Genomic DNA, 10,739 nt, shown 5'->3' with positions numbered 1-10,739 from the left:
ATGGCAAAGGAAAAGTTTGCGCGGAACAAACCGCATTGCAACATCGGCACGATCGGTCACGTTGACCACGGCAAGACGACGCTGACGGCGGCGATCACCAAGTATTTCGGTGACTTCAAGGCGTATGACCAGATTGACGGTGCGCCCGAGGAAAAGGCCCGCGGGATCACGATCTCGACGGCGCATGTGGAATACGAGACCGAAGCGCGCCACTACGCGCACGTCGACTGCCCCGGCCACGCCGACTACGTCAAGAACATGATCACCGGTGCGGCGCAGATGGACGGCGCGATCCTGGTGGTGAACGCGGCCGACGGCCCGATGCCGCAAACGCGCGAGCACATCCTGCTGGGCCGCCAGGTGGGCATCCCCGCGATGGTGGTGTTCCTGAACAAGGTCGACCAGGTGGACGACGAGGAACTGCTCGAGCTGGTCGAAATGGAAGTGCGCGAGCTTCTGTCGGCCTACGATTATCCGGGCGACGACATTCCGATCATCGCGGGCTCTGCGCTTGCGGCGATGGAAGGCCGTGACGAAGCGATCGGCGAAGACAAGATCAGGGAACTGATGGCGGCGGTGGATGAATACATCCCGCAGCCGGCACGCGCTGTCGACCAGCCGTTCCTGATGCCGATCGAAGACGTGTTCTCGATCTCGGGCCGTGGCACGGTTGTGACGGGCCGCGTCGAGCGGGGCGTCGTCAACGTCGGCGACGAACTGGAAATCGTGGGCATCCGCGACACCCGCAAGACGACCTGCACGGGGGTTGAAATGTTCCGCAAGCTGCTGGATCGCGGTGAAGCGGGCGACAACATCGGCGCGCTGCTGCGCGGCATCGACCGCGAAGGCGTTGAGCGCGGGCAGGTTCTGTGCAAGCCCGGCTCGGTGAAGCCGCACACCAAGTTCGAGGCCGAGGTCTATATCCTGACCAAGGAAGAAGGCGGCCGCCACACGCCGTTCTTCGCGAACTACCGCCCGCAGTTCTACTTCCGCACGACGGATGTGACCGGCACGGTGACGCTGCCCGAGGGCACCGAAATGGTCATGCCCGGCGACAACCTGAAGTTCGGCGTCGAGCTGATCGCCCCGATCGCCATGGAAGACGGCCTGCGCTTCGCCATCCGCGAAGGCGGCCGCACCGTCGGCTCGGGCGTCGTGTCCAAGATCATCGAGTAATATCAGAGGCTTCGCCCCTCGGGGCGAGGCGCTGACCGGTCATGCCTTGAATGGGGCTTGACTCGTGGGCTGTCGGGCCTTATCCGGCGCGCCTGCAAGGAATTCAGGCGGGTGCTTCGGCACCCGTCGGCTTTAGGGGGCGCTGTCCTCCGCAAGGGTTCGAAGAGGCGGCAGGATGGTCCTGCGTCCTCCTCTCAACTCTCACGCCTATGAAAAGGCATACCGAACATGCAAAGCCAGAACATTCGCATCCGGCTCAAGGCGTTCGATTACCGCGTCCTCGATGCTTCGACGCAGGAAATCGTCAACACCGCCAAGCGGACCGGCGCGACAGTCCGCGGCCCGATCCCGCTGCCGAACAAGATTGAAAAGTTCACCGTTCTTCGTGGTCCGCACGTGAACAAGAAATCCCGCGACCAGTTCGAGATCCGCACTCACAAGCGGCTCCTGGATATTGTTGATCCGACTCCGCAGACGGTGGACGCGCTGATGAAACTCGACCTCGCCGCCGGCGTGGATGTCGAGATCAAGGTATAAGGAGGGCTACGGAACATGTTGCGCTCTGGAATCATCGCGAAAAAGGTCGGCATGACCCGGCTGTTCATGGAAGACGGCAAGCAGATCCCCGTGACCGTGCTTCAGGTCGAGGGTCTGCAGGTTGTCGCCAACCGCACCGCTGAAAAGGATGGCTATACCGCCGTTCAGCTCGGCGCCGGCACAGCGAAGGCCAAGAACACCACCAAGGCACTGCGCGGCCATTTCGCCATCGCCAAGGTCGAACCCAAGCGGAAGATCGCGGAATTCCGCGTCGATGCGGAAAACCTGATCAACGTAGGTGAGGAAATCACCGCCGATCATTACTTCGAAGGCCAGTATGTGGACGTGTCCGGCACGACTATCGGCAAGGGCTTCGCGGGCAGCATGAAGCGTCACAACTTCGGCGGTCTGCGGGCGACGCACGGTGTGTCGATCTCGCACCGTTCGCACGGTTCGACGGGTCAGTGTCAGAACCCCGGCAAGGTGTTCAAAGGCAAGAAGATGGCGGGCCACATGGGCGCCGTTCGCTGCACGACGCAGAACCTTCAGGTTGTGAAGACGGACGCAGATCGCGGCGTCATCATGATCAAGGGCGCTGTGCCGGGTTCGAAGGGTGGCTGGGTCACCATCAAGGACGCCGTCAAGAAGCCGTTCCCCGAGAACGCGATTCTGCCGGCAGCCCTGAAGTCCGCCGCCGAGGAAGCCGCAAAGGCCGCCGAGCAAGCCGCCGCCGCGGCCGCAGCCGAAGAAGCCGCCGCAGCCGAAGCCGCAGCCGCCGAAGCGGCTGCCGCCGAGGAAGCAGCCCTGAAAGAAGCCGAAGCTTCGATCGCGGCAGAGAAGAAGGAAGGCGACGAATGAAACTCGACGTTATCAACCTTGACGGCTCCGCCGCGGGCGAGGTCGAGCTGACGGACGGGATCTTTGATCTTGAGCCGCGCGCCGACATTCTTCACCGTGTGGTTCGCTGGCAGCGCAACAAGGCGCAGGCTGGCACGCACAAGGTCAAGACCCGCTCGGAAGTGTCGTATTCGACCAAGAAGATCTATCGCCAGAAGGGCACCGGCGGCGCACGCCACGGCTCGCGCAAGGCGCCGATCTTCCGCAAGGGTGGCATCTACAAGGGTCCGACCCCGCGGTCGCACGCCCATGAGCTGCCCAAGAAGGTCCGTGCCCTGGGCCTGAAGATGGCCCTTTCGGCCAAGGCCAAGGCCGGTTCGCTCGTCATCATCGACGCCGCGACCTCGGAAGGCAAGACCAAGGCCCTCGCTGCCCAGGTGAAGAACCTTGGCTGGAAGCGCGCCCTGATCATCGACGGTGCCGACGTGAACGAAAACTTCGTGACCGCCGCCGCCAACATCGAAGGTCTGGACGTTCTGCCCAGCATGGGCGCCAACGTGTATGACATCCTGCGCCGTGACACGCTTGTGCTCACCAAGGCAGGTGTCGAAGCTCTGGAGGCTCGACTGAAATGAGTGCGAAGCCAGAACATTACGATGTGATCCGCAAGCCGATCATCACCGAGAAATCCACCATGGCGTCGGAAAACAACGCGGTGGTCTTTCATGTGGCGATCGACGCGACGAAGCCCCAGGTCAAGGAAGCCATCGAGGCGCTCTTTGATGTCAAGGTGAAGGCCGTGAACACGACCATCACCAAGGGTAAGGTCAAGCGCTTCCGTGGCCAGATGGGCCGCCGGAACGACGTGAAAAAGGCCTATGTGACCCTCGAAGAGGGCAACACGATCGACGTATCGACCGGTCTCTGATCCGGTTTGTGTCTTGTGCCGATGATTTAGGGCCCGTTGCATACGCGACGGGCCCTTTTCATGTTCGCGGCGCCTGTCGATCATGGCGCGGCAACGAGAGGACAGACTGTGCTGATCCGTGAAGGTGACCAACGTACCGCCTCCATCGACCTGCGGCTCGCGGCGCTGCTCTCTGCCGTCGCGGGTGCCTTGAACGCGACCGGGTTCGAGGTGGCGGGCCTGTTCTCGGCCAACATGACCGGCAATGTTTCTGCGCTGGCAGACAATGTAGCGGGCGGGCGCTGGGATCTTGCGCTGTTGTTCGTGGTCGTGATCGTCGTGTTCGTCTGTGGTGCGCTGACGGCGGGGCTATGTATCGAACTTGGGCGCAGGAGGCAGGTCCGGGGGATCTATGCGTGGGTCATTCTGGCCGAGGGCGCCGTTCTGTTGGCGCTTGGCGTCGCGGGTGTTGCGGGCAGCTCACTGGTGATCGGGGTGAGGCTGATTTGCGTGCTGTCCTTTACCCTTGGGCTTCAGAACGCTGTTACGACACGTATCTCGGCCGCTCGGGTGCGGACGACCCATGTGTCGGGTATGGCGACGGACGTCGGTCTGGCACTTGCCGGGCTGTGGGTGCGGTCGGACAAGACAGCGCAACACCGGGCGCAACTGGCCCTGCACGGTATTACCATCGCGTCCTTTCTGGTCGGAGGCATTGTCGGTGCGCTGATCCATGTGGCCTTTGGTGCGCTGACGTTTCTGCTTTGTGGGCTGCCGCTCGCCTTTGCCGCGCTATGTGAAGTCCTGCGTGGACATCGCAGGTAGCGGCCACCGCGTCGGTTGCACCCGAAAGACGCAAAGCCCTCTGGACGGAAAGAAGTATCCCTGCTAACAGGCGTCATCCGCAGAGGCCCCGGATTCGTCCGGGGCCTTGCGTTTTGTCCGAAAGGGCATCTAACCGGGCACCTTCGGGGGCCTACAAGACCGGCCACCTGCGGCGCCGACAAGGGGCGAGGGGGCTAGCACATAGGTCGGGGCAACCCGACCGTCTGTAAACGGAAGACAGAAAGCATGGCACTCAAGTCGTATAAGCCGACGACGCCGGGCCAGCGCGGGCTGGTGCTGATCGACCGTTCGGAGCTGTATAAAGGACGTCCCGTCAAAGCCCTCACCGAGGGTCTGACGAAATCGGGCGGCCGGAACAACACCGGACGGATCACGTCACGCCGCCGCGGCGGTGGCGCAAAGCGTCTCTACCGGATCGTCGATTTCAAGCGGGCCAAATTCGATGTCAACGGCATCGTTGCACGCATCGAATATGACCCCAACCGTACCGCCTTTATCGCGCTCATCCAATATGATGACGGCGAACAGGCGTATATCCTCGCGCCGCAGCGCCTCGCCATTGGCGACAAGATCGTTGCAAGCGCAAAGGCCGACATCAAGCCTGGCAACGCAATGCCGTTCTCGGGCCTGCCGATCGGTACGATCGTTCACAACATCGAGCTGAAGCCCGGCAAGGGCGGCCAGATCGCACGCGCGGCGGGCACTTATGCCCAGTTCGTGGGTCGTGATGGCGGCTACGCCCAGATCCGCCTCAGCTCGGGCGAACTGCGCATGGTGCGTCAGGAATGCATGGCCACCGTCGGTGCCGTGTCGAACCCTGACAACAGCAACCAGAACCTTGGTAAAGCTGGCCGGAATCGTCACTATGGCAAGCGGCCTTCGGTCCGGGGTGTCGTGATGAACCCGATCGACCACCCGCACGGCGGTGGTGAAGGCCGGACCTCGGGCGGTCGTCACCCTGTGACACCGTGGGGCAAGCCGACCAAGGGCAAGCGCACCCGCAACACCAACAAGGCGTCGCAAAAGCTGATCATCCGCTCGCGCCACGCCAAGAAGAAGGGTCGCTAATCCATGACGCGCTCTGTTTGGAAAGGCCCTTTCGTCGACGCCTACGTCCTGAAGAAGGCCGAGAAGGTTCGCGAAAGCGGCAAGAACGAAGTTATCAAGATCTGGTCCCGCCGGTCGACGATCCTGCCCCAGTTCGTAGGCCTGACGTTCGGTGTGTACAACGGACACAAGCACGTTCCCGTCAACGTGTCCGAGGACATGATCGGTCAGAAATTCGGCGAATACGCACCGACTCGTACCTATTACGGTCACGCAGCCGACAAGAAAGCCAAGAGGAAGTAAGCCATGGGCAAGGATAAGAATCCCCGCCGCGTGGCGGACAACGAGGCGATGGCCAAGCTGCGCATGCTGCGCACCTCGCCGCAAAAGCTGAACCTGGTGGCCGCGCTGATCCGTGGCAAGAAGGTGGAAAAGGCCCTCACGGACCTGACCTTCTCGAAAAAGCGGATCGCTGTCGACGTGAAGAAATGCCTTCAGTCCGCAATCGCGAACGCCGAGAACAACCACGGTCTGGATGTCGACGAACTGGTCGTCGCCGAGGCCTATGTGGGCAAGAACCTGGTGATGAAGCGCGGCCGTCCGCGGGCGCGTGGTCGTTTCGGCCGCATCAACAAGCCGTTCTCGGAGATCACCATCAAGGTCCGTCAGAACGAGGAGCAAGCCTGATGGGGAATAAAACCAATCCGATCGGCATGCGCCTTCAGGTCAACCGTACCTGGGACAGCCGCTGGTATGCAGACACCAAGGACTACGGTGATCTGCTGCTCGAGGATATCGCGATTCGCGATTTCATCCACGAGGAATGCAAGCAGGCCGGCATCAGCCGAGTCATCATCGAACGTCCGCACAAGAAATGCCGTGTGACTATTCACACTGCGCGTCCGGGCGTCATCATCGGCAAGAAAGGCGCGGACATCGAAACGCTTCGCAAGAAGCTTGCCTCGATGACGGACTCCGAACTGCACCTCAACATCGTTGAAGTGCGCAAGCCGGAGCTTGACGCGCGTCTTGTGGGCGAAAGCATTGCTCAGCAGCTCGAACGTCGGGTGTCGTTCCGCCGCGCGATGAAGCGCGCGGTGCAGAACGCCATGCGCATGGGTGCCCAGGGCATCCGGGTCAACGTCGCGGGCCGCCTTGGCGGTGCCGAGATCGCCCGGACCGAATGGTACCGCGAGGGCCGCGTGCCCCTGCACACCCTTCGCGCTGACATCGACTACGCCGGCGTCGAAGCCACGACCGCTTATGGTATCATCGGTATCAAGGTCTGGATCTTCAGAGGCGAGATCATGGAGCATGACCCGTCTGCCCGCGAGCGCAAGTCGCAGGAAATCCAGGATGGTCCGGCTCCGCGTGGCGCCATGGGCGGCCGTCGCTGAAGGAGTTTGAGCTATGCTGCAACCGAAACGCACCAAGTTCCGGAAGATGTTCAAGGGCCGCATCAAGGGTGAGGCCAAGGGCGGTTCCGATCTGAACTTTGGCCATTTTGGCCTCAAGGCGCTTCAGCCTGAGCGTGTGACTGCACGCCAGATCGAAGCGGCCCGTCGTGCCATGACGCGTCACATGAAGCGTCAGGGCCGGGTCTGGATCCGCATCTTCCCGGACACCCCGGTCACCTCCAAGCCCACCGAAGTTCGGATGGGTAAAGGTAAGGGTTCCGTTGATTTCTGGGCCTGCAAGGTCAAACCCGGCCGTGTGATGTTCGAAATCGACGGTGTCGATGAAGAAACCGCACGCGAGGCCCTGCGCCTTGCCGCCATGAAGCTGCCGATCAAGACCCGCGTGGTCGTCCGCGAGGACTGGTAAGCTTCGACGCGCGCGCCGGATCGAAAAATCAGCCCCTGCCGGGTTTCTGGCGGGGGTTTTTCTATGGTGAGACGGGGATGAGATGTTCTGGATTATCCGCCGCTTGGTACTGATCCTGGCGCTTGTCGCCGGCTTCGCGCTTGGGCGCGCCTATGAGCGTCTTGTCAGCCCACAGGCCTGTGGCGGAGCGGGCACCGTCGCCTGCGCTTCGGGTTAACGCGGAAAGATCGGCGCCATTTCGGTTTCGAAGCGCGCCCAGGTCATTGTTGCCTTGTTGCCCGCATAGCCGTGGTAATGGCTTTGACCGGAGGAGGTGGGCAGCCCGGCCCAGATCTTGGCAAGATTGTTCATGAACCCGGTGCGTGTGATCTGCCCCTGTTGCAGATCGTCAAAGCCTGCGTCGAGCAGCAGCAGATCAGCCAGCCGATCCTGAACGTCGGGGGTGAAACGGGTGCTTTCTGCAATTCCGGCGCGGCTGACCAGCATCCGGAGCGTCGACGGTATGAACTGGTACCGCCCGATGGCATGAGGCTGGCCGGGGGTGTCGTCGATCCAGCGGTAGATTTCCTGCAGGGTCATCGCGGTCGGGCGCTTGGGCGGCTTGCGCCGTGCCCCGTGTTGCACGGCGTCATAGCCCGCGCGCCCCGCTTCGGCGCGCGCGATGATGTGGCGGACGCGTTCCGCCTTGCTCGCGTAGGGGCCCGGCAGGGGGCCTTCGACGGTCGTCTCGTCGGGATAGATGCGCAGCACGGGTTCGAACAGGCTGCCGCCTTGCCGTCCGGCGAAAAGACTGGCGCCGCCGGACGGCGCGCCGTCGCGCGGGGTGATGAGGGGGCGTCCCTGTTGCAGCATCGGTTGCGCGGCGGCGCCGCCGAACAAGGGTGCGGCGGCAAAGGCGGGACAGGCGAGCAGGCCCAGGAACAGGGCCGCGAGACGCAGCAGGGTCATTCTGACCTCGGGTGTGTGATTTCTTCGCCTCGGACCCTGACAGCGAGAGGTTGAGATTCCCTTGCCAGCCGACACGCGTTATGACCGTGCGCATGACCCAGATCCGTTCGCTTTTCGCGACCCGCCTTTATCGCGCCCAGCTGTCCGAGCATGGTCCCGCAGTCGCCCCCGATGAACTGGCGTCGTCCTGCTGGTCCATCGCCGAGGATGACGAGGCGGGCCAGGAATGGTGCGACGACAATGGCTATCCCGGATACACATCCTATGCGTCGTTGACCGACCTGCCGTGGCGTTTTCCGATTTTTGCCGATCTCGTGGCGGCCATCGACAAACATGTCGCCGCCTTTGCCACCGATCTGGAATTCGACCTCGGCGACCGCAAACTGATTGTCGAGGATATATGGATCAACATCCTGCCCGAAGGGGGCACGCACGGGTCGCACATTCACCCGCATTCGGTGATTTCGGGCACGACCTATGTGTCCATGCCCGAAGGCACCTCGGCGTTGAAGCTTGAAGACCCGAGGCTGGGCTTCATGATGGCCGCGCCGGCGCGCCGCAAGGGATGCCGCGAAGAGCTGAAGGCGTTCGTCTACGAAACCCCTGCGGCCAGCGACATTTTGTTGTGGGAAAGCTGGCTGCGCCACGAGGTGCCGCCGAACATGTCCGAAGAAGAGCGGATTTCGGTGAGCTTCAATTACAAGTGGGACTGAGGCCGGCCCGCAGGCAGCGCCGCGATCCAGCAGCATGGCCCCCGCCCAGAAACTGACAGTGGCCGCGCAAAATTCAAGGACCAATCCCCCGCAAGAACGCGGGGATTACCATGCCGCGGCTCTGTTGCACAAAGCCCGTGAGGGATTCACCTCTTGAATCCAGGGTGATAGCTGGGGGGCCATGAGCAGTCCGACACCCCCAAGCTACAAGAACAAGAACTGGCGGGCCTCTCATGACGCGCTGAAGCGCCGGGGCTCGCTGACGATCTGGTTCGATCCCGAGATGACATGGGAGGCCAGGCCGACCGGCACGCGCGGCCGACAGCGCACCTATAGCGACGCTGCGATCCAGGCCTGCCTGACGATGAACGTGCTGTTCGCCATGGCGCCAAGGCAGACGACAGGCTTCGTCGAAAGCCTTCTGCAGTTGAGCGGGTTGGACTGGTCGGTGCCGGATTTCAGCACGCTGAGCCGCCGACAAAAGACGCTTGCTGTGAACATCCCGTGTCCGAGACGAAGGCCAAGGACCATCGCTGGTTCGGCCCTTGCGGTATCGCCATCGGCGCCCGTGTTCCGATCACAGGCTTTCGACCGCCACGTTTGCGCACTGTCAGCCCCTCTTCGCGGTAAATCCGGTAGAGTTTCTTCCACTTCACGTGCCAGCCCTCACGCCCGAGCAACAGATGCAGCCGGCGATACCCAAAGCGCCGCCGTTCGCCGGACAGCTCCTTCAACCTTTAGGTAGCCCAGCTTGGAATGACGTCGCCTCGGATTGCAGAAGCGCTCGATGTAGTCGAATACGTCTGCGCGTGCGGCATCACGGCTGCGGTAAAGCTTGCGGGCGGTGCGTTCGGTTTTCAGCGACGAGAAAAAGCTCTCCATCGCCGAGTTGTCCCACACATTGCCCGCCCGGCTCATTGAGCAGGTGATGCCGCAATCCAGAAGCAGGCGCTGGAACTGCTCGCTGGTGTATTGCGACCCCTGGTCCGGGTGGTGGAGCAGCGCGTCGGCCTTGCCGCGGCGCCAGACGGCCATCATCAGCGCATCCATGACCAGTGAGGCGTCCCGATCTGCTTTCATTGACCAGCCGACGACGCGCCTGGAAAACAGGTCCAACACCACGGCGACATGGAGCCAGCCCTCGGCGGTCCATAAATAGGTGACGTCGGCCAGCCATTTCTGGTTCGGCAGGTCCGCCACGAAGTCGCGGTCGAGGATATTGTCAGCGATGACCGAGCGTTCGCCATCGTCCTTGGGCTTTCCATGTCGCTTCGGCCGCGCTCTCATTGCATTTAGCCGCATCAGGCGCTCGATCCTGTGCAGCCCGCAGGCAAGCCCGTCCTCCAGCACGTCGCGCCAGACCCGGCGGGCGCCGTAGGTGCGATCGCTGGCCTTGAAGCTCTTGTCGATCGCCTGGACGAGCTTCGCGTCATGAGCCGCGCGTTCGCTGATCGGTCTTCTGAGCCAGGCGTGAAAGCCGGACCGCGAAACGCCCAGCACTTCACAGATCCAGCTGACCGGCCAGATGTGCCGGTGCTTTGCCACAAAAGCGAACGTCATGTCGCCTCCCGCGCGAAGTAAGCTGCCGCCTTCCTAAGAAACAGCCGCGGTCTCGGGAATGGGCGCCAATGCAAATCCCATGGTCTTAGCCCGTCGCTGGAGGATTGACAGCACGCGTTGCCGATGTCGCTCGTCGTAGGCTGCAGCCCCCTGATCCTGGCAGGTCATGCCATGGCGAATTGCATTGTAAAACAAGACTGCAATCTTGCGCGCCGTGGCCGTAACCGCCTTTTGCTTGCCTGTGCGCGATGAAAGTCGCCGGTAAAAAGCGCCCAAGGCCGTGTCACTTCGGCCAATGGTGACGGCCGCCAGACGCAGGCGTGCGGCGGCGCGGCTGGAGGATC

At 62.4% G+C, this 10,739-nt stretch carries 14 protein-coding genes and 4 pseudogenes; 14 read left to right on the top strand and 4 right to left on the bottom strand.

What is annotated here, in order from left to right; genetic code table 11:
• From tuf to ATI53_RS24270, 12 genes are all read left to right on the top strand, one after another.
• Positions 1-1,176, top strand: a 1,176-nt coding sequence (gene tuf, locus ATI53_RS21795) for an elongation factor Tu (protein WP_009503372.1), incomplete at its 5' end; no start/stop codon positions are given.
• 228 nt (positions 1,177-1,404) lie between these two features.
• Positions 1,405-1,713 carry a 30S ribosomal protein S10 gene (gene rpsJ / locus ATI53_RS21790; RefSeq protein ID WP_009503373.1) on the top strand — a complete coding sequence of 103 codons (309 nt, stop codon included), beginning with the start codon at positions 1,405-1,407 and terminating at the stop codon, positions 1,711-1,713.
• Between the two features lie 15 nt (positions 1,714-1,728).
• The gene (gene rplC, locus ATI53_RS21785; RefSeq protein ID WP_009503374.1) at positions 1,729-2,571 is read left to right on the top strand and encodes a 50S ribosomal protein L3; all 843 of its coding nucleotides are present in this window, start codon (positions 1,729-1,731) and stop codon (positions 2,569-2,571) included.
• Positions 2,568-3,185, top strand: a complete 618-nt coding sequence (gene rplD / locus ATI53_RS21780; RefSeq protein WP_009503375.1) for a 50S ribosomal protein L4 — start codon at positions 2,568-2,570, stop codon at positions 3,183-3,185. Before rplC ends, rplD begins: the two co-directional genes overlap by 4 nt.
• Positions 3,182-3,478 carry a 50S ribosomal protein L23 gene (locus ATI53_RS21775; protein ID WP_009503376.1) on the top strand — a complete coding sequence of 99 codons (297 nt, stop codon included), beginning with the start codon at positions 3,182-3,184 and terminating at the stop codon, positions 3,476-3,478. Before rplD ends, ATI53_RS21775 begins: the two co-directional genes overlap by 4 nt.
• Before the next feature lie 108 nt (positions 3,479-3,586).
• Positions 3,587-4,282, top strand: a complete 696-nt coding sequence (locus ATI53_RS21770) for a YoaK family protein (protein ID WP_009503377.1) — start codon at positions 3,587-3,589, stop codon at positions 4,280-4,282.
• Between the two features lie 246 nt (positions 4,283-4,528).
• Positions 4,529-5,371: a 50S ribosomal protein L2 gene (rplB, locus tag ATI53_RS21765; protein ID WP_009503378.1), complete on the top strand. Its 843-nt coding sequence runs from the start codon at positions 4,529-4,531 to the stop codon at positions 5,369-5,371.
• 3 nt (positions 5,372-5,374) lie between these two features.
• Entirely contained in the window at positions 5,375-5,653 is a 279-nt protein-coding gene (gene rpsS / locus ATI53_RS21760; protein WP_009503379.1) for a 30S ribosomal protein S19, read from the top strand.
• Positions 5,654-5,656: 3 nt separating this feature from the next.
• Complete coding sequence (gene rplV / locus ATI53_RS21755; protein WP_009503380.1) at positions 5,657-6,037, top strand: 50S ribosomal protein L22; 381 nt, start codon at positions 5,657-5,659, stop codon at positions 6,035-6,037.
• Complete coding sequence (rpsC, locus tag ATI53_RS21750) at positions 6,037-6,747, top strand: 30S ribosomal protein S3 (protein ID WP_111551373.1); 711 nt, start codon at positions 6,037-6,039, stop codon at positions 6,745-6,747. Before rplV ends, rpsC begins: the two co-directional genes overlap by 1 nt.
• 13 nt (positions 6,748-6,760) lie before the next feature.
• Complete coding sequence (rplP, locus tag ATI53_RS21745) at positions 6,761-7,174, top strand: 50S ribosomal protein L16 (protein WP_009503382.1); 414 nt, start codon at positions 6,761-6,763, stop codon at positions 7,172-7,174.
• A gap of 82 nt (positions 7,175-7,256) precedes the next feature.
• Positions 7,257-7,391, top strand: a complete 135-nt coding sequence (locus tag ATI53_RS24270; RefSeq protein WP_009503383.1) for a hypothetical protein — start codon at positions 7,257-7,259, stop codon at positions 7,389-7,391.
• On the opposite strand, the gene ATI53_RS21740 is transcribed toward ATI53_RS24270, so the two are convergent.
• Positions 7,388-8,122, bottom strand: a complete 735-nt coding sequence (locus ATI53_RS21740; protein WP_009503384.1) for a lysozyme family protein — start codon at positions 8,120-8,122, stop codon at positions 7,388-7,390. The genes ATI53_RS24270 and ATI53_RS21740 overlap by 4 nt on opposite strands.
• 92 nt (positions 8,123-8,214) lie before the next feature.
• On the opposite strand from ATI53_RS21740, the gene ATI53_RS21735 reads away from it, so the two are divergent.
• The gene (locus ATI53_RS21735; protein WP_034451801.1) at positions 8,215-8,835 is read left to right on the top strand and encodes a TIGR02466 family protein; all 621 of its coding nucleotides are present in this window, start codon (positions 8,215-8,217) and stop codon (positions 8,833-8,835) included.
• A gap of 181 nt (positions 8,836-9,016) precedes the next feature.
• Positions 9,017-9,340 (top strand): annotated as a pseudogene (locus tag ATI53_RS21730) (transposase); the annotation flags it as partial.
• A gap of 1 nt (position 9,341) precedes the next feature.
• Here ATI53_RS21730 and ATI53_RS21725 read toward each other — a convergent pair.
• The 3 pseudogenes from ATI53_RS21725 to ATI53_RS21715 form a co-directional block, all read right to left on the bottom strand.
• Positions 9,342-9,572, bottom strand: a pseudogene (locus ATI53_RS21725) (IS3 family transposase); the annotation flags it as partial.
• Positions 9,502-10,428: pseudogene (locus tag ATI53_RS21720) on the bottom strand (IS3 family transposase); the annotation flags it as partial. The pseudogenes ATI53_RS21725 and ATI53_RS21720, both read right to left, overlap by 71 nt.
• A pseudogene (locus tag ATI53_RS21715) lies at positions 10,429-10,739 on the bottom strand (IS110 family transposase); the annotation flags it as partial.

Origin of the sequence: Salipiger aestuarii, assembly GCF_003259905.1 — a bacterium.
GTDB classification, from domain to species: domain Bacteria; phylum Pseudomonadota; class Alphaproteobacteria; order Rhodobacterales; family Rhodobacteraceae; genus Salipiger; species Salipiger aestuarii.
This window is presented reverse-complemented; position numbering and strand designations above follow the sequence as displayed.

Coding starts and splice junctions, on each gene's coding strand:
- rpsJ (WP_009503373.1), top strand. CDS start 1,405: ATGCAAAGCCAGAACATTCGCATCCGGCTCAAGGCGTTCGATTACCGC.
- rplC (WP_009503374.1), top strand. CDS start 1,729: ATGTTGCGCTCTGGAATCATCGCGAAAAAGGTCGGCATGACCCGGCTG.
- rplD (WP_009503375.1), top strand. CDS start 2,568: ATGAAACTCGACGTTATCAACCTTGACGGCTCCGCCGCGGGCGAGGTC.
- ATI53_RS21775 (WP_009503376.1), top strand. CDS start 3,182: ATGAGTGCGAAGCCAGAACATTACGATGTGATCCGCAAGCCGATCATC.
- rplB (WP_009503378.1), top strand. CDS start 4,529: ATGGCACTCAAGTCGTATAAGCCGACGACGCCGGGCCAGCGCGGGCTG.
- rpsS (WP_009503379.1), top strand. CDS start 5,375: ATGACGCGCTCTGTTTGGAAAGGCCCTTTCGTCGACGCCTACGTCCTG.
- rplV (WP_009503380.1), top strand. CDS start 5,657: ATGGGCAAGGATAAGAATCCCCGCCGCGTGGCGGACAACGAGGCGATG.
- rpsC (WP_111551373.1), top strand. CDS start 6,037: ATGGGGAATAAAACCAATCCGATCGGCATGCGCCTTCAGGTCAACCGT.
- rplP (WP_009503382.1), top strand. CDS start 6,761: ATGCTGCAACCGAAACGCACCAAGTTCCGGAAGATGTTCAAGGGCCGC.
- ATI53_RS24270 (WP_009503383.1), top strand. CDS start 7,257: ATGTTCTGGATTATCCGCCGCTTGGTACTGATCCTGGCGCTTGTCGCC.
- ATI53_RS21740 (WP_009503384.1), bottom strand. CDS start 8,122: ATGACCCTGCTGCGTCTCGCGGCCCTGTTCCTGGGCCTGCTCGCCTGT.
- ATI53_RS21735 (WP_034451801.1), top strand. CDS start 8,215: ATGACCCAGATCCGTTCGCTTTTCGCGACCCGCCTTTATCGCGCCCAG.